18 protein-coding genes are annotated in these 16,871 nt (G+C 52.1%); 15 read left to right on the plus strand and 3 right to left on the minus strand.

Features of this window, described 5'->3' with window-relative positions:
- The 14 genes from ACQY6F_RS03075 to pgpA all read left to right on the plus strand — a co-directional run.
- The coding region (locus ACQY6F_RS03075; protein ID WP_428772113.1) for a solute carrier family 23 protein at positions 1-447 on the plus strand (447 nt) is incomplete at its 5' end.
- 96 nt (positions 448-543) lie between these two features.
- On the plus strand, positions 544-1,008 hold the full coding sequence (gene gpt / locus ACQY6F_RS03080; protein WP_428772114.1) for a xanthine phosphoribosyltransferase: 465 nt from the start codon (positions 544-546) through the stop codon (positions 1,006-1,008).
- A gap of 92 nt (positions 1,009-1,100) precedes the next feature.
- Positions 1,101-2,348 (plus strand): esterase FrsA, encoded by a 1,248-nt coding sequence (gene frsA / locus ACQY6F_RS03085; RefSeq protein ID WP_428772115.1) that lies wholly within the window; start codon positions 1,101-1,103, stop codon positions 2,346-2,348.
- Positions 2,349-2,448: 100 nt separating this feature from the next.
- Positions 2,449-2,838, plus strand: a complete 390-nt coding sequence (gene crl, locus ACQY6F_RS03090; protein ID WP_428772116.1) for a sigma factor-binding protein Crl — start codon at positions 2,449-2,451, stop codon at positions 2,836-2,838.
- A 139-nt stretch (positions 2,839-2,977) separates the two neighbouring features.
- Complete coding sequence (gene proB, locus ACQY6F_RS03095) at positions 2,978-4,096, plus strand: glutamate 5-kinase (protein ID WP_428772117.1); 1,119 nt, start codon at positions 2,978-2,980, stop codon at positions 4,094-4,096.
- Positions 4,097-4,120: 24 nt separating this feature from the next.
- On the plus strand, positions 4,121-5,368 hold the full coding sequence (locus ACQY6F_RS03100; protein WP_428772118.1) for a glutamate-5-semialdehyde dehydrogenase: 1,248 nt from the start codon (positions 4,121-4,123) through the stop codon (positions 5,366-5,368).
- Between the two features lie 101 nt (positions 5,369-5,469).
- Positions 5,470-5,919, plus strand: a complete 450-nt coding sequence (gene nrdR / locus ACQY6F_RS03105; protein ID WP_428772119.1) for a transcriptional regulator NrdR — start codon at positions 5,470-5,472, stop codon at positions 5,917-5,919.
- 34 nt (positions 5,920-5,953) lie between these two features.
- Positions 5,954-7,027 carry a bifunctional diaminohydroxyphosphoribosylaminopyrimidine deaminase/5-amino-6-(5-phosphoribosylamino)uracil reductase RibD gene (gene ribD / locus ACQY6F_RS03110; protein WP_428772212.1) on the plus strand — a complete coding sequence of 358 codons (1,074 nt, stop codon included), beginning with the start codon at positions 5,954-5,956 and terminating at the stop codon, positions 7,025-7,027.
- Positions 7,028-7,054: 27 nt separating this feature from the next.
- Positions 7,055-7,711, plus strand: a complete 657-nt coding sequence (locus ACQY6F_RS03115; protein WP_428772120.1) for a riboflavin synthase — start codon at positions 7,055-7,057, stop codon at positions 7,709-7,711.
- 69 nt (positions 7,712-7,780) lie between these two features.
- Positions 7,781-8,890 (plus strand): bifunctional 3,4-dihydroxy-2-butanone-4-phosphate synthase/GTP cyclohydrolase II, encoded by a 1,110-nt coding sequence (gene ribBA / locus ACQY6F_RS03120; RefSeq protein ID WP_428772121.1) that lies wholly within the window; start codon positions 7,781-7,783, stop codon positions 8,888-8,890.
- Between the two features lie 177 nt (positions 8,891-9,067).
- Entirely contained in the window at positions 9,068-9,538 is a 471-nt protein-coding gene (gene ribH, locus ACQY6F_RS03125; RefSeq protein ID WP_004415274.1) for a 6,7-dimethyl-8-ribityllumazine synthase, read from the plus strand.
- Positions 9,538-10,005 carry a transcription antitermination factor NusB gene (nusB, locus tag ACQY6F_RS03130; protein WP_428772122.1) on the plus strand — a complete coding sequence of 156 codons (468 nt, stop codon included), beginning with the start codon at positions 9,538-9,540 and terminating at the stop codon, positions 10,003-10,005. Before ribH ends, nusB begins: the two co-directional genes overlap by 1 nt.
- Positions 10,006-10,085: 80 nt before the next feature.
- On the plus strand, positions 10,086-11,054 hold the full coding sequence (gene thiL, locus ACQY6F_RS03135) for a thiamine-phosphate kinase (RefSeq protein ID WP_428772123.1): 969 nt from the start codon (positions 10,086-10,088) through the stop codon (positions 11,052-11,054).
- A gap of 10 nt (positions 11,055-11,064) precedes the next feature.
- Positions 11,065-11,565 (plus strand): phosphatidylglycerophosphatase A, encoded by a 501-nt coding sequence (gene pgpA, locus ACQY6F_RS03140; RefSeq protein ID WP_428772124.1) that lies wholly within the window; start codon positions 11,065-11,067, stop codon positions 11,563-11,565.
- 72 nt (positions 11,566-11,637) lie between these two features.
- Here pgpA and ACQY6F_RS03145 read toward each other — a convergent pair whose 3' ends face one another.
- The 3 genes from ACQY6F_RS03145 to map form a co-directional block, all read right to left on the minus strand.
- Positions 11,638-12,021, minus strand: coding sequence for a DUF3461 family protein (locus ACQY6F_RS03145; protein WP_428772125.1), 384 nt, complete (start codon positions 12,019-12,021; stop codon positions 11,638-11,640).
- Positions 12,022-12,138: 117 nt separating this feature from the next.
- On the minus strand, positions 12,139-14,763 hold the full coding sequence (glnD, locus tag ACQY6F_RS03150) for a bifunctional uridylyltransferase/uridylyl-removing protein GlnD (protein WP_428772126.1): 2,625 nt from the start codon (positions 14,761-14,763) through the stop codon (positions 12,139-12,141).
- Positions 14,764-14,869: 106 nt separating this feature from the next.
- Positions 14,870-15,748: a type I methionyl aminopeptidase gene (map, locus tag ACQY6F_RS03155; protein WP_428772127.1), complete on the minus strand. Its 879-nt coding sequence runs from the start codon at positions 15,746-15,748 to the stop codon at positions 14,870-14,872.
- Positions 15,749-16,113: 365 nt separating this feature from the next.
- Here map and rpsB point away from each other — a divergent pair, with 365 nt between their 5' ends.
- Positions 16,114-16,848: a 30S ribosomal protein S2 gene (gene rpsB / locus ACQY6F_RS03160; RefSeq protein WP_428772128.1), complete on the plus strand. Its 735-nt coding sequence runs from the start codon at positions 16,114-16,116 to the stop codon at positions 16,846-16,848.
- Positions 16,849-16,871: the final 23 nt, after the last annotated feature.

Below are 16,871 nucleotides of genomic sequence, written 5' to 3' on the forward strand. Positions count from 1 at the left end.
CTGCTGGCGGATTCATCAGCGACTTCTATTGGCGCACTGTTGGGGACTTCTAACACCACTTCTTATATTGAAAGTGCGTCAGGTGTGGCTGAAGGTGGCCGTACCGGACTGACCGCTGTAGTTGTCGGTGTTTTGTTCCTGTTAGCACTGTTATTCTCGCCATTAGCTGGTATGATCCCGGCCTATGCAACAGCAGGTGCCCTGTTCTATGTCGCGATCCTGATGATGTCAGGCCTGGTCAGCATCGACTGGCGCGATTTGACTGAAGCGGCACCTGTCGTGGTTACGTGCCTGATGATGCCTTTCACATTCTCTATTGCAGAAGGTATCTCACTGGGCTTTATTGCTTATGCTGCTATTAAACTGTTCAGTGGTAAAGGCCGCGAGGTATCACTCAGCGTATGGGTGATGGCGGCAATTTTCATCCTGAAATACATCCTGAGCTAACAATAGAATCGGGATTAATAATAGCTAGCTAAGGCCTGCTGATTGACATCGCTGTCAGTAGCAGGCCTGTGTCGTTTTTACAATTGGGTTTTTACCATGAGCAACAAATTCGTTATCACTTGGGATAATATGCAGACTTACTGCCGTCAGTTGGCAGAAAAGCAGATGCCGGCAGAGCAGTGGAAAGGCATCCTGGGCGTCAGCCGCGGTGGCTTGGTTCCGGCGGCCATTCTGGCCCGTGAACTGGGTATCCGTTATGTCGATACCGTGTGTATCTCCAGCTATGATCATGATCACCAGCGCGATATGAGTGTGTTAAAAGCACCTGAACACGATGGTGAAGGCTTCCTGATTGTCGATGATCTGGTCGACAGCGGCGATACCGCGCGTAAAATTCGTGAAATGTATCCGAAAGCGAAATTGGTAACGGTTTGTGCTAAGCCTGCCGGGGTGGATCTGGTCGACGAGTACATTGTCGATATTCCGCAGGAAACCTGGATTGAGCAGCCATGGGACATGACAATCCAGTACGTTGAGCCGATTAACCGTAAGCAAAAATGAGTGAACCGGTAAATAATTGAGAAATACCCCGACTTAGGGGTATTTTTTTTATTACTATTAGAATCATTCTTCTTATCTGCCGCAGAGCCGTTATGTCTGAGCAACCCAGCAAAAACCTGTCTGAAAACCTGTTTAAGAAACATAAACAAGCTAAAGAAACCTCGACTCTGACTCAGTATATGCCCAGCAGTCAGACACTTCTCGAGCAAAAAAAACGTCAGGATGGTTACGCCTGGTACCGTAATGTGCGTCGCTTGCAGTGGGTTTGGCAAGGGGTCAATCCGATAGAGCAGGAGGCGGTGTTAGCCAATATCGCCTCCTCCAAGCATTCACGCAGTGACGACAACTGGCTGGATACCGTGATGGGCTACCGCAGCGGAAACTGGGCGTTTGAGTGGACCCGGCTTGGTATGCAGCATCAGAAAAAGTCTGAAACCTTATCCGGTGACCAGGCTGCCGAAGAGCTGTTTTCGGCGTCACTCTGTTTCAGTATTGCCGGTTATCCGCATCTGAAAAATGATAACCTTTCAGCGCAGGCTCAGGTATTGGCCAATACCGCTTATCAAAATGCCGCCAAGCTCAGCAAGTACACCATTAAACAGATAGAAATCCCGTATCAGAAGCGGAAAATTATCGCTAACCTGCACTTGACCAGCACAGACAAGCCGCAGCCGGTGGTGATCGTCAGTGCCGGCCTGGATAGCCTGCAGACGGATATGTGGCGTCTGTTCAGGGATCATCTGGCACCGAGCGGTATAGCAATGCTGACCGTCGACATGCCGTCCCTCGGACATAGCCAACACTGGCCGCTAACGGAAGATTCATCCTGTTTGCACCAGGCGGTATTGAACGCGTTGCCCGATATACCCTGGGTGGATCATTACAAAGTCGGACTGGTCGGTTTCCGCTTTGGTGGCAATGCCATGGTACGGCTGTCGTTTATAGAGCAGGAAAAAATCAAAGCCTGCGTCAGCCTGGGTGCACCTATCCACGATATCTTGTCCTCTCCGGCCAAAGTGAAGAATATGCCCAAGATGTATCTGGACGTACTGGCATCGCGGCTAAATAAAGGTGCGGTCGATATCGACAGTCTGGCCGGGCAACTGATGGCCTGGTCGCTGAAAGTGCAGGGATTCCTCTCCAGCCGTAAAACCAGGGTGCCGATCCTGGCGCTCAGTTTAGAAGGGGATCCGGTCTCACCATTGTCGGATAACCGCTTAGTCGCACTGTTCAGCGACTACGGAAAAGCGCAGCAAATCAAGTCTAATAAGATATCTGCTGGTTATGAGCAAGCGTTGAATATGTCGATAAAGTGGCTGGAGGATGAATTATTTAGGTGACAAATGTGTTTTATTAGGTAACAGTTATATATAGGGAAAGTATTAAACCACTAATAAATAATAATAATTGTCATTCTAATAATTGAAATGGAGAGTCAATATGTCAGAAGTGACGAAAACCCCCGCGCACTTTCGCTTGCTGACCGCCTTAAAAGCGATCGGTCCCTACCTCAGAGAATGCCAGTCAAGGGAGAATTTCTACCTGTTTGACTGTTTGTCAGTGTGTGTCAATGACAAAAAATCACCGGAAGACCGGGAGTTCTGGGGCTGGTGGATGGAGCTTGAGCTGCAAGATCAACAGTTCGCCGCTCGTTATCGGATCGGACGTTATGACAGCTCCGGTGACTGGCAAGAAGAGAGGCTGCCTGCCAAAGCGACGGCGGAAGTCACCCGCACCCAAGAAGACTTCCACCAGAAACTGGTCGAATTGCTGGATTCGCGCTTCAACCTGGCAGTCGAGCTGCACAAGGAATCGGTTGAATTTGTCTGAGCCGCGCAGCGAAAGGCTTAAAATTGTATGAATAGAGTAAAAAAGGCACCGGTAGGTGCCTTTTTGCTCTTGTCTAATCCCGATTTGATTGTTACAACATCTTGTTCTCAGACTGAAAGTGAATCGAATCGACAAAATCATGAAATTGAATCAATCCCGCGGGCAGACAGTAGTGGTCAAGCTGGGCACCAGTGTATTGACTGGTGGAACCCTGGCACTCGATCGTGCCCACATGGTGGAACTGGTCCGCCAATGTGCCGAACTGAAAAAACAAGGACACTCAGTAGTGATGGTCTCTTCCGGAGCTATTGCCGCCGGACGTGAGCATCTCGGTTACCCCGCATTGCCCAACTCGATGGCCAGCAAGCAGCTGCTTGCCGCGGTGGGGCAAAGCCAATTGATTCAAAGCTGGGAATCACTGTTTGCGATTTACGGGCTGAAAATCGGCCAAATGCTGTTAACCCGGGCTGATCTGGAAGACAGAGAGCGTTTTTTGAACGCCAGGGATACCATTCATGCGCTGGTCGATAACGACATCATACCGATTGTGAATGAAAACGATGCCGTGGCGACCAGTGAAATTAAAGTGGGTGACAACGATAACCTGTCTGCCCTGGTTGGTATCCTGTGTGGTGCCGACAAGCTGCTGTTGCTGACCGACCAGAAAGGCCTGTTTACCGCCGATCCGCGCAAAGATCCCGACGCTGAACTGATCAAAGAAGTAAAAACTATCGACGATACCCTGCGTAAAATTGCCGGCGGTAGCGGCACCACGCTCGGTACGGGTGGCATGGCGACTAAACTGCAAGCGGCAGATATTGCCCGCCGGGCGGGAATTGAAGTGATTATCGCCGCCGGTAGTGCACCCAATGTGATTACCGACGCGCTAACCAGCCAGCCGCATGGTACCCGCTTCCTGCCTTGTGATGAAGCGCTGGAAAACCGCAAGCGCTGGATTCTGGCCGGACCAAGTGCCAGCGGTGATATCGTCATTGACGATGGTGCAGTCGGCGCGGTGGTAACCAAAGGCAGCAGCTTACTGGCCAAAGGGGTTACACGCGTACACGGTGAATTTTCTCGCGGTGAAGTGGTGCGCATTACCAACCGTGATGGCAAATTGATCGCCAGAGGCATTTCCAGTTACTCTAGCCGTGATATGGCAAAGATTATTGGCAAACACAGTAAAGATATTATTCACATCCTGGGCTATGACTACGGTGCGGAAGTCATACACCGGGATGATCTGGTCGTTATTTAACGCTCAATGAAAGAGGATTTTAGGGTGGATTTGATTAATTTAGGCAAGGCAGCCAAACAGGCTTCCTATGCTCTGGCAACGGCTTCGACGGCGCAAAAAAATCGAGCGCTGACCATTATGGCAGATGAACTGCAAGCCAATGCGGCCGAGATACTGGCGGCCAACGAACAAGATATTGCACTGGGCCGCGAGTCTGGCTTGTCGGATGCGCTGCTGGATCGCTTGCTGTTAAATCCGCAGCGGCTGAAAGCGATCGCCGATGATGTCCGAAATGTGGTCAGTCTGGCGGATCCGGTCGGCAGCGAACTGGACAGCAAAGTACTGGAAAACGGTATGTCACTGGCCAAGCGTCGGGTGCCTTTGGGCGTGGTGGGCGTAATTTATGAGGCCCGGCCGAATGTCACCATCGACATTGCTGCCCTGTGTCTGAAAACCGGCAACGCCAGTATTTTGCGCGGTGGCCGCGAAACCTTCCACTCCAACATGGCGCTGGTGAAAGTGATTCAGTCGGCGCTGGAAAAAGCTCAGCTGCCTGCAGCCTCGGTTCAGTACATTGAAAAGCCGGATCGCGAGCTGGTGTCACAGCTGCTGAAGCTGGACGAATACGTCGACATGATCATCCCGCGTGGTGGCGCAGGGCTACACAAAATGTGTAAGGAAAACAGTACCATCCCTGTGATTATCGGCGGTTTTGGTATCAGCCATATCTTTGTCGATGACAGCGCTGATCTGGCCAAGTCTGTCGATGTGGTTGAAAACGCAAAAGTGCAGCGTCCGTCGGCGTGTAACGCACTGGATACCCTATTGGTGCATCAGGCAGTCGCGGCAGAATTTCTGCCGATGTTGGCCGGGCGGCTTAACGGCCAGGTGGCACTGGTTGCCGACGCCAAAGCCAAAGCTCTGTTGTCGGCAGAAAGTGTTCGCGACGCGCAAGAGGGCGATTTTGATACTGAATGGCTCAGCTACACCTTAGGGGTACGAGTGGTGGAGGATATCGACCAGGCGATTGAACACATGCGGGTGCACAATGCCAGCCATTCCGATGCCATCATGACCAACAATCTGACCAACGCTGAGCGGTTTATAAATTCTGCCGGTTCAGCGGCGGTGTACGTTAACGCTTCGACCCGTTTTACCGACGGCGCACAGTTTGGTCTCGGTGCTGAAGTGGCGGTCTCAACCCAGAAACTGCACGCCCGTGGTCCGATGGGGCTAGAAGAGCTGACCAGCTACAAATGGGTCGGCCGGGCTGATTATCTGGCTCGCAGTTAACAAAATGCCAGCTAGCTTAACGAAAAGGGGCCATCGGGCCCCTTTTCATTTTCTTCGACTGGCTAATTCCGCTAAACTAGCTGCAACTATTCGGAGGTGATATGCATTGTCCTTTTTGTTCAATGAACGACACAAAAGTGATTGATTCACGTCTGGTTGCCGACGGTCATCAGGTACGTCGACGCCGCCAGTGCCTTGCCTGCAATGAACGCTTTACTACGTTTGAAACTGCCGAGTTGGTGATGCCAAAAGTGATCAAATCGAACGGCAACCGGGAACCATTCAACGAAGATAAAATGGTCGGTGGCATGCAGCGAGCGTTAGAGAAACGTCCGGTTAGCGCTGATGCGGTTGAACTGGCCATCAGTAATATCAAATCGCAGCTTCGGGCCACCGGTGAGCGGGAAGTGCCCAGCGAGATGATCGGTAACCTGGTGATGGATCAGCTCAAAGAGCTGGATAAGGTTGCTTATATCCGCTTTGCATCGGTTTATCGCAGTTTTGAAGATATTCGCGAGTTTGGTGAAGAGATCGCCAGACTGGAAAATTGATCCGACCATGAGCGAATTGAATTTTCATCATCAAATGATGGCTAGGGCGATTGGGCTGGCCAAACAGGGGCGTTATACCACTGCACCTAACCCCAATGTCGGCTGCGTGATCGTGCAAAATGGCCAGATAGTCGGGGAAGGTTTTCATCTGCGGGCGGGCGAGCCGCATGCAGAAGTCCATGCCCTGCGTATGGCCGGTGAACGAGCCAAAGGTGCGACCGCTTATGTCACCTTGGAGCCCTGTTCCCATTACGGCCGCACCCCTCCCTGTGCCAAGGGACTAATTGAAGCCGGAGTCGCCAAAGTCTTTTGTGCCATGCAGGATCCCAACCCCCAAGTGGCGGGACGCGGCATTCAAATGTTGCAAGATGCCGGTATTGACGTTGAAGTCGGCCTGCTCAATCAGGACGCCAAAGCACTGAACTCCGGTTTTATCAAGCGCATGCAGACCGGCATGCCGTTTGTGCAGCTGAAGATGGCCGCCAGCCTGGACGGCCAGACCGCACTGGCTAATGGTCAGAGCCAGTGGATTACCTCTCCCCAGGCTCGCAGTGATGTCCAGGCTTACCGAGCCATGGCAGGCGCGATACTCTCTACCAGTCGCACAGTGATCGACGACGACGCTTCGTTGAACGTGCGTTGGTCGCAGTTGCCGGAGGCCGTGCGCAGTCACTATCCGCAGCACAACCTTCGTCAGCCGCCCAGAGTGATTCTCGATCGGCAGAATCAACTGATGGGTGGCTTGAAACTGCTGCAGCAGCCCGGTGATATCATTAGGGTAGGCGCAGAGGGCGACATCCACCCGCAGCTTACCAGCGAAGGCCAAATCGAACTGGCGGCGTTATTTCAGCAACTGGCCCAGAGCCATAACATCCACCACCTCTGGGTGGAAGCCGGGGCAACGTTAGCCGGTAGTCTGATCAAAGCGAATCTGGTCGATGAGTTGGTGCTGTATCTGGCACCGAAGCTGATGGGCAGCGATGGTCGTGGCCTGTTTGGTGCACTCAACCTGGCAGAGATGAGTCAGGTTATCGATCTGGACATCCAGGATGTCAGACAAGTCGGAGCGGATATTCGCGTTGTGGCGATACCGGTTGCGAAAAATTAATTTAACTGAATAGCAAGAAGCAAGCGCATGTTTACTGGAATCATAGAAGCGGTCGGAACCTTAACTTCCATTACCCCGCGTGGAGAGGACATCAGTGTTACCGTTCAAGCCGGTAAACTGGATATGGCGGATGTGAAACTGGGTGACAGCATCGCAACCAACGGCGTGTGTCTGACGGTTGTGGCGATGACCGCCGACAGTTACACCGCCGACCTCTCTTTAGAGACACTGTCAAAAACCGGCTTTGCTCACTATCAGGCCGGCGATAGGGTTAATCTGGAAAAAGCCATGCTGCCGACCACCCGTTTTGGCGGCCATATTGTCTCCGGTCATGTTGACGGGGTGGGGGAAATCGTTGAACGCCATCAGGTTGGTCGGGCGATAGAGTTCTGGGTTGCATTGCCCGATGAACTGGCCAAATATGTCGCACAAAAAGGCTCAATTACCGTCGATGGTATCAGTCTGACGGTGAATGACTTGCGTAAAGATGCCTTTAAGCTGACCATAGTGCCTCATACTGGATCGGAAACTACCATTGATGGTTTTCAGGTCGGACGTAAAGTTAACCTGGAAGTGGATGTGCTGGCCCGCTATATGGAGCGCCTGTTGCAAGGCCAGGCGTCAGACCCACAACCAGAGTCGGCGATTACCCTGGAATTCTTACAACAAAACGGCTTTGCGTAACTAACCTCAACAGCGCGAAGCCTCATAGAAGATTGCTTGCAGAAAGCAGCCAATAATAGGAACAGTGAAATGGCAATTAGTAGCTCGGAAGAAATCATTGCAGATATCCGCCTCGGCAAAATGGTTATCCTGATGGATGACGAAGACCGCGAGAACGAAGGCGACCTGATCATGGCGGCGGAGCATATCACGCCAGAAGCGATTAACTTTATGGCTACTCACGGCCGCGGCCTGATCTGCCTGACCATGACCAAACAGCGTTGTGAACGATTGGGCTTGCCACCTATGGTGCAAGACAATAATGCCCAGTACACCACAAACTTTACCGTTTCTATTGAAGCCGCAGAAGGTGTGACCACCGGTATTTCTGCTGCCGACCGTGCCCGTACCGTTCAGGCAGCGGTCGCTGCCGATGCCAAAGCGGCAGATCTGGTTCAGCCCGGGCATATCTTCCCATTGGCGGCTCAGGAAGGCGGCGTGCTGACCCGCGCTGGTCATACCGAAGCCGGCTGTGACTTGGCTCGTCTGGCCGGTCTGGAACCCGCGGCTGTTATCGTCGAGATCCTTAACGATGACGGCACCATGGCGCGTCGTCCGGATCTGGAGGTGTTTGCGGAAAAACACGGCATCAAACTGGGTACCATCGCCGACCTGATCGAATACCGCAACAACACGGAAACCACGATTGAACGTGTGGCTCAGTGTAAGCTGCCGACCGAATTCGGAGAATTCGATCTGGTGACCTTCCGCGATACCATCGACAACCAAATCCACTACGCACTGCTGAAAGGCGATTTAAGCGAAAGCGCGCCATTGGTGCGGGTACACCTGCAGGACACCTTTACCGATCTGCTGCGAAGCGACCGCAATGCCGAGCGCAGCTGGACGCTGGAAAAAGCGATGCAGCGCATTGGTCAGGAAGGCGGCGTGCTGGTTATTCTTGGTAAGGAAGAGTCCAGCGAGTTGCTGATCCACAGGGTGAAAATGTTTGAAGCGCAGGACAACGGTCAAGCGCCGACACTGGCGAAAAAGCAAGGTACCTCTCGTCGCGTCGGAGTAGGCTCGCAGATCTTGGCTGATCTGGGGGTACACGATATGCGCCTGCTGTCGTCCAGCAACAAGAAATACCATGCTCTGGGTGGTTTTGGTCTCAACGTTGTCGAATACGTCTGCGAATAACACCGACCCGTAACGGTAAATTATACTCAGCGCTAGCAACCGCTTTCGCTGGGTTTTTCCAATTTATGCCGGGCCTGGGTGGGCCTTGTCGGGCGCCAAATATCATTAGATATTGCTCACAAATCTGTGCTAGAATCCGGCGATTCTCACTTGATGAACAAAGTTAAAGGAAAGCTTATGAAAGTGATCGAGGGTGGCTTCCCAGCGCCGAATGCAAAAATTGCTATCGTTATTTCACGTTTTAACAGTTTTATTAACGAAAGCCTGCTATCTGGTGCCATCGATACTTTAAAGCGTCACGGACAAGTTAGTGAAGACAATATTACCGTGGTACGTTGCCCGGGTGCAGTTGAACTACCATTAGTCGCGCAACGCGTGGCCAAAACCGGCAAATTTGACGCTATTGTCTCTCTGGGTACCGTGATCCGTGGTGGTACACCACACTTTGACTATGTTTGCAGTGAATGTAATAAAGGTCTTGCACAGGTTTCACTGGAGTACAGTCTTCCAGTGGCATTTGGTGTGCTGACCGTTGACACTATTGATCAAGCTATCGAGCGCGCCGGAACCAAGGCTGGTAATAAAGGTGCAGAGGCTGCACTGAGTGCGCTTGAGATGATTAACGTTCTTTCCGAAATCGATTCCTAATGGGGGCCAGTGTGAAACCAGCCGCACGTCGTAACGCACGTCAGTTTGCTCTGCAAGCAATTTATTCATGGCAAATTACTAAAGAGAATGTTGCCACTATTGAAGAACAGTTCTTGTCTGGCGGCAAATATGATGAAGAAGAACATCATGCCAGCGAGCCTGCTCTGAGTGCGCCCGATACCGACGTCGATTACTTCCGTGATTTGCTCACTGGAGTCGTTCTTAGTCACACTGAACTCGACAGTAAATTGCGCCCGTTCGTGTCACGTCCGATGCAGGATCTCGACATGATGGAATTGGCGCTATTGCGTCTTGCTATGTACGAAATGACTAAACGTCAGGACGTTCCGTACAAAGTCGTTATCAATGAAGCGATCGAACTGGCCAAAGTTTTCGCTGCCGAAGACAGCCACAAGTTCATTAACGGGGTTCTGGATAAAGCCGCCCCGCATGTACGCAAAAAATAAGCTTACATCAGTTGGAAAAGGTCAGCACATGCTGGCCTTTTTTATACTTGAATCAGTTCCATCAAGAAACAGGTAGTAGGATGTCAGGGGAATTTGACTTAATTAACCAATATTTTGTCGGTCGACAGTCCCAGCGTAAAGATGTGCAGCTGGCTGCCGGAGATGACTGCGCTATCGTACAGAGTCCGGATAACGTCTCGATCGCCATCAGTACCGATACCCTGGTCGCAGGAACCCATTTTTTAGCGCAAGCGGATCCCGCTTTGGTCGCCCATAAAGCGCTGGCAGCCAATATCAGTGACTTAGCCGCGATGGGGGCCACGCCGGCCTGGGCCTCGCTGGCATTGACGCTGCCGTCGGTCGATCAGGGCTGGTTAGCCGCTTTTAGCGACGCTTTTTTCAAATTGGCCGACTATTACGGCATTCAGCTGATCGGCGGCGATACCACCAAAGGGCCGCTCAGTATTACCATTACCGTGCATGGTTTTGTCTCCAGAGAGAAAACCCTGACCCGCAGCGGTGCCAAGGCTGGCGATCTGATCTATGTGACCGGCCAGCTTGGCGACAGTAAAGCCGGGCTGGAAGTGATACTGGATTCAAGCCTGCGTCAGCGTCCATTTGCCGATCTGCTCGAGCAGCGCCACTATTTGTCGTCGCCACGCGTCCTGGCTGGCCAGGCATTGGGTAGCATTGCCTCGTCTGCCATTGATATCTCAGACGGTCTGATCGCCGATCTGCAGCATATTCTCAAACAGTCTGAGGTAGGGGCCAGTATTCAGCTAGAGGCGCTGCCGATGTCCAATGAGCTGTTGCAGTTCGTCGGTAACTCCACCCTGGCTAAGCAATATGCGTTAACCAGTGGTGAAGAGTATGAGCTTTGCTTTACCGTACCGAAAGAGCATCAGGGCGCGATAGACAGCGCGCTGGCCCATTGTGGCTGCGCCATCAGCTGTATCGGCCAGGTGCGGCCAGCTGGGCAGTTTGAACTGCTTAACCACGGTGAACCGGTCGACTGGCAGTTGCACGGTTTTGACCATTTCAGACCTTAGGGCCAGCTATATGACGAATCCTGTTTCACGTATTTCACTGAAAAACCCCTGGCACCTGCTCGCAACCGGGTTTGGCAGCGGGCTGTCGCCGGTGGTGCCTGGCACCATGGGCACGCTGGCTTCGGTACCCTTCTATCTGCTGCTGGTGCAACTGCCGCTGCCGCTGTATGGCCTGGTAGTGCTGGTCAGCTGTATTGTTGGTGTCCGCATTTGCCAGATAACCTCGGATGATATGGGGGTGCACGACCACGGTAGCATCGTCTGGGACGAATTTGCCGGCTTCTGGCTGACCATGCTGGTGGTGCCGTTACTGGGGCTGGACCCGTTTGACTGGCACTGGCTGCTGGCCGGTTTTGTGCTGTTCCGCTTTTACGATATGGTCAAGCCTTGGCCAATCGGCTGGTTGGATCGCCAGGTTCACGGCGGTTTGGGTATTATGCTCGACGACATCGTTGCCGGCGTGATGGCCGGGATCAGTTTGTGGCTGGTGGGTCACTGGCTGGGCTGGTAATGGCTTCAAAATAGCACTGGTTGGTGACAAAAAAGGCTCCTGGAGGAGCCTTTTTAATGTCTGGTCTTAACGTTAGGAAAGCTTATTTAAGTCAGACTCAATTTCAGCGATTTTACTGGCGACCACTTTTTCGAGGTGACGCAAGTCATTGAGAATTTTCTGTTTTACGTCAACTTCAGCTATGCGTTCCGGTTTGGTGATTTTGTTTAGCTCATCAATGACCAAAGTAAGGTTACGGTTAATTTCGGTCACTTCTTTGTATTGATGGCTGCCACTGTCGACCAATACATTCTTCACCTGACGTGGGTATTTGAATTTGACACTTTTCGCAAACAGTTCACCTTTCTGTTTGAGAAAATAGATTTTTAACACGTCCTTGTGCGCTTCCTGGCGTAGTGTATAGCGCTCAATCTGTCTAGGGTCCTGAATTCCTAGACTGGTGAGGTTTGGAAACATAGGCTACCTCTTTCATGTTGATTCGTGTTGTGAATATCCTCTTTAATGTAGCAGTCTATTTGCGTGGTAGGTAGTTGATTTTTAGAACAACTCACTAACTTGTGGGCAAGATCGCGCTTAATTTGGCGCCAACTCAGCGACATTACGAATAAGTCGCTCCCTTAACATCTGCTCCTGCTCATCACTTAACCGGCCACCGTTGTGACTGGTGAGAATAAACAAATCTTCCGCCCGTTCACCTATGGTGGTGATTTTGGCCCCGTGCAGGTTGATTTCCAGCTCAGCAAAGGTGGCGCCGACCGTGGCCAGCAGGCCCGGGGTATCCAGTGCGACCAGCTCCAGCAGCGTACGCTTTTTGCTCTTGGTCGGCAGAAAGTCGACCTGAGTTTTCACGGTGAAATGTTGCAGATTGCGCGGCGTGCGACGGGTTTTAATCTTGGTCGGCCGGCCATCTTTTAGCACGTGTTCCAGGTGTTTGATCACCGCTTTATGACGGTTTTCATCAATCGCTTCGCCGTTTTGATCCAGCACCATGAAAGTATCCAGCACATAGCCGTCTTTGCTGGTCATAACCTGGGCATCGTGGACGTTAAAATTGCGCCGGTCGAGCTCGGCCACCACAGAGGCAAACAGGCCGCTCTGGTCCCTACTGTAGACAAACACCTCTGTGCCGCCCCGGGTGGCTTTTTTGCTGATCAGCACCAGCGGTAGGTCTGGATCCTGATGACGCAGTAGGTTGGCGCAGTGCCAGGCGATCTGTTTGTGGGTGTGGCGCAGGAAGTAATCGGCTTTAAAACGTTGCCACAGCACTTCAATTTCCCGGGCGGTAAAGCCTTCTTTGCGCAGCAGCGCGGACGCCAGTTGTTGATTGTGGCGGATACGGTCTCGCACATCGACCGGATTTTCCAGCCCACGTCTCAGAGCTCGCTGAGTAGAATAGAACAGTTCCGCCAGCAGGGTGCGCTTCCAGCTGTTCCACAGCTCCGGATTGGTGGCGCAAATGTCGGCCACGGTCAAACAGACCAGATATTCCAGGTACTCTTCATCACGGACCTGTTTGGCAAATTCAGTGATCACTTCCGGATCGTAGATATCGCGTCGCTGAGCGGTAACTGACATCAACAGGTGGTGGCGCACCAGCCAGGAAACCAGCTTGGCCTCGGGCTTTGACAGACCGTGTTCAATGCAGAACTGGTACGCTTCTTCCGCGCCGATCTCGGAATGATCGCCGCCACGCCCTTTACCGATGTCATGGAAAATCGCGGCCAGGATTAGCAGTTCTTTCTTCTGCAGACGCGGATAAACTTCACAGCAGATCGGGTGTTTGGAGTGATTGGCCGGGTCGCTGAACGTGTGGATATGTTTGAGCAGGCGCACACTGTGTTCGTCGACGGTATAAACGTGGAACAAGTCGAACTGCATCTGTCCGACGATCTGGCTCCACTGCGGCAGGTAGGCGGCCAGTACGCCTAGTTTGTGCATCAGGCTAAATGCCCGGGCCAGAGCGTTGGGGTGGCGGCACAGCTCGATAAATTTCTCCCGCGCGGCGGGAATGGTGTGCAGGAACTTGTTCAGCCTGCGCCTGGCCGTGCGCAACTGACGCAGCGTCGGCGGGGCAACGCCGTCGATGGTGGAATCGCTGGCGATATGCAGGAACATGTCCAGTATCGTCTCGGGCCGGGCCTGAAACAGCGCCGGCTTGCGTGCCTCAATCAGATTTCCCCGGCGGATAAAGTCTTCACTGATGATCTCAGCTTCGCTTTGAACCCCATTGTTCAAAATGGCCTGATCGAACAACTTCAGCAACATTTTATTCAGCTCAGCCACCCGCCGTAGCGTGCGGTAGAACTCTTTCATCATCATCTCGACACCACGGTTGCCTTCACCGTGAAAACCGAGGTGCTCCGCTACCTGGGCCTGATGGGCAAAGGTGAGTCGGTTGTCATAACGCTTCAGTTCCAGATGCAGGGCAAAACGCACCCGCCAGAGGAAATCCTGACACTCAACCAGTTCACGGTATTCGGCATCGGTCAGAAAGCCGAACCGGCTCATCTCCAGCAGCGATGTGGCACCAAAGTGGCGCCGGGCCACCCAGCTTAGGGTGTGAATATCACGAAGGCCGCCCGGGGTGGATTTTATGTCCGGCTCCAGGTTATAGGTGGTGTCATGGTAGCGAGCATGACGTTCACGCTGCTCCTGAATTTTGGCCCGGTAGAAAGTTTCGCTGGGCCAGAACGAATCCGACCAGACGATCTGTTTTAGCTTACGGAAAGTATCTTCGCAGCCGCATAACAGCCGGGCTTCCTGCAAGTTAGTGGCGACGGTCAGATCCTGACGGCCGATGTCACCACACTCGTCGACGGTGCGCACGGCATGGCCGACTTCCAGGCGTAAATCCCACAGTAGGGTAATAAACTCGCTGACTTTGGCACTGAGCGCCTCCGGCATCCGCTTCTGGGTCAACACCAGGATGTCGATATCCGAAAGCGGGTGCAGCTCACCGCGTCCATAGCCACCCACCGCCACCAGGCTGATGTGCGGCTTATCGGCGAACCCAAAATGGTGCCACAGCCGGTTCAGTAACAGATCGATATAATCGGCCCGTCCCAGTACCAGGTCGGTGACTGGTTGATGATTGAGAAACTGTTCTTTTTGGCTTTCAGCAAACTGGTCAAGCTGCTGTTTCAGCTCAGTAACGGAAATTTGTTCCGGGGAGAGTTCAAGAGGAGATAGATAAGGCATTCAGTGCGATCCGTGCAAGCAAAAATCCAGTATTGGCGTCATCAATGTATCAAAGTTGTCAGGATAAAAAAATATCCCCGCCGAAGGGCGGGGATATCTGCAAGAGTTAAGCGTTGTTCATCTGGCGGGGAATGGATTCTTCGCCGCGCAGGGTCAGCACTTCACAGCCGTTTTTGGTGACCACTATAGTGTGTTCCCACTGGGCTGAGTTTTTGCCGTCGCCGGTATAGACAGTCCAGTTATCGGCGGCGTCGACGCTACAACCGAATTTGCCGGCATTGATCATAGGTTCGATGGTGAAACACATGCCTTCTTTCAACACGCGGCGATCGTGGTTTTTGTAGTGCACCACTTGCGGCTCTTCGTGGAATTCGTCACCGATACCATGGCCGCAAAAATCGCGCACGATGGAAAACTTATTGCGTGGGTTTTTCTTATTGTTTTCCTTGATGTACTTCTCTATCGCGCTGCCGATATCGCCCACTGTCGCGCCCGGTTTGACTTTGCGCATCCCGACATACAGCGCTTCCTGAGCCACCATACACAGACGTTTGTCGGCCGGGTTGACATCGCCAACCAGGAACATTTTTGAGGTATCGCCGTGATAGCCATCCGGGCGAGTGGACAGATCGGCATTGTCATCATTTGGTACGATGACCGTGACATTGATATTGACGATATCGCCATTTTTCAGTACCGCAGGTTTTAGCTGACCGTTTGAGCCGATTTCATCCGCTGCTGCCGGAATGCCGTGGCAGACGATGTGGTTGATCGAGGTACAGATCGATTTCGGAAAACCGTGGTAGTCGAGTGGTGCCGAGTACGCACCTCTTTCTAACGCATAGTCGTGGCAGAGCTGGTTCAGTTCGTCGGTGGTGACACCTTCTTTCACATGCGGCTCAATCATTTCCAGAACCTCGGCGGCCAAACGGCCGGCTATGCGCATACGTTCGATTTCTTCAGCTGTCTTAATTTTGATGGTCATGAACTTTCTCTACTAAAATTTTATTGCGTACCTCACTGGCATTGCGCGCATTCTAGCAGGAACAACGACTAAAGTGTACGAGTGTTACCTGCGCGGACACGCCAGTAGCTGATCGTCATTGAGTTAAGCATGGCAGGTTGCAGGCCTGCCTGACCAATTTTTTCTGGTAATTTACCGGTCAAATATGGTATAAAGCGCGCCGGATACGAGGTCTGTTTTCTTCATCTGATGGCGAAACAGGGTTCGGTCCATTAACTTATATCTTTAAATCACACACATTTCGACACGTGTTCCGGGGTGCCCAGTGATAACTAGGGTCGGATTCATGGGAAATGTGGAGGCCTAACCCCATAGAGGATTTTAAAATGGCAACTGTATCAATGCGCGATATGCTGAAAGCTGGTGTTCACTTCGGTCACCAAACTCGTTACTGGAACCCAAAAATGAAGCCATTCATCTTTGGTGCTCGTAACCGCGTTCACATCATCAACCTGGAAAAAACTGTTCCTATGTTCAACGAAGCTCTGGCTGAGCTGCAAAAAGTTGGCGAGAAAAAAGGTAAAGTTCTTTTCGTAGGTACTAAACGCGCTGCATCTGAAGCTGTTAAAGAAGCTGCTATTGCAAGCAACCAATTCTACGTTAACAACCGCTGGTTAGGCGGTATGCTGACTAACTACAAAACTGTTCGCCAGTCAATCAAACGTCTGAAAGATCTTGAAGCTCAGTCTCAAGACGGTACTTTCGACAAACTGACCAAGAAAGAAGCTCTGATGCGTACTCGTGAAATGGAGAAGCTAGAGAAGTCTCTTGGTGGTATCAAAGACATGGGCGGCCTGCCTGACGCACTGTTTGTTATCGACGCTGATCACGAGCACATCGCGGTTAAAGAAGCAAACAACCTGGGTATCCCAGTATACGCTGTGGTAGATACTAACTCTAACCCAGACGGCGTTGACTACATCATCCCTGGTAACGACGATGCAATCCGTGCAGTTCAACTGTACCTGAACGCAGCTGCATCTGCCGTTAGCGAAGGTCGTAACAAAGATGTAGCAGCAGCGGCAGCGGCTGAAAAAGACGGTTTCGTAGAAGCTGAATAATAGCGGCTCTGTGTCACACTTGG

It is taken from the genome of Vibrio sp., assembly GCF_050299255.1.
GTDB lineage: Bacteria > Pseudomonadota > Gammaproteobacteria > Enterobacterales > Vibrionaceae > Vibrio.

Coding starts and splice junctions, on each gene's coding strand:
- nusB (WP_428772122.1), top strand. CDS start 9,538: ATGGGGGCCAGTGTGAAACCAGCCGCACGTCGTAACGCACGTCAGTTT.
- ribBA (WP_428772121.1), top strand. CDS start 7,781: ATGGCAATTAGTAGCTCGGAAGAAATCATTGCAGATATCCGCCTCGGC.
- gpt (WP_428772114.1), top strand. CDS start 544: ATGAGCAACAAATTCGTTATCACTTGGGATAATATGCAGACTTACTGC.
- glnD (WP_428772126.1), bottom strand. CDS start 14,763: ATGCCTTATCTATCTCCTCTTGAACTCTCCCCGGAACAAATTTCCGTT.
- crl (WP_428772116.1), top strand. CDS start 2,449: ATGTCAGAAGTGACGAAAACCCCCGCGCACTTTCGCTTGCTGACCGCC.
- frsA (WP_428772115.1), top strand. CDS start 1,101: ATGTCTGAGCAACCCAGCAAAAACCTGTCTGAAAACCTGTTTAAGAAA.
- nrdR (WP_428772119.1), top strand. CDS start 5,470: ATGCATTGTCCTTTTTGTTCAATGAACGACACAAAAGTGATTGATTCA.
- proB (WP_428772117.1), top strand. CDS start 2,978: ATGAAATTGAATCAATCCCGCGGGCAGACAGTAGTGGTCAAGCTGGGC.
- ribD (WP_428772212.1), top strand. CDS start 5,954: ATGATGGCTAGGGCGATTGGGCTGGCCAAACAGGGGCGTTATACCACT.
- thiL (WP_428772123.1), top strand. CDS start 10,086: ATGTCAGGGGAATTTGACTTAATTAACCAATATTTTGTCGGTCGACAG.
- pgpA (WP_428772124.1), top strand. CDS start 11,065: ATGACGAATCCTGTTTCACGTATTTCACTGAAAAACCCCTGGCACCTG.
- map (WP_428772127.1), bottom strand. CDS start 15,748: ATGACCATCAAAATTAAGACAGCTGAAGAAATCGAACGTATGCGCATA.
- ribH (WP_004415274.1), top strand. CDS start 9,068: ATGAAAGTGATCGAGGGTGGCTTCCCAGCGCCGAATGCAAAAATTGCT.
- ACQY6F_RS03115 (WP_428772120.1), top strand. CDS start 7,055: ATGTTTACTGGAATCATAGAAGCGGTCGGAACCTTAACTTCCATTACC.
- rpsB (WP_428772128.1), top strand. CDS start 16,114: ATGGCAACTGTATCAATGCGCGATATGCTGAAAGCTGGTGTTCACTTC.
- ACQY6F_RS03145 (WP_428772125.1), bottom strand. CDS start 12,021: ATGTTTCCAAACCTCACCAGTCTAGGAATTCAGGACCCTAGACAGATT.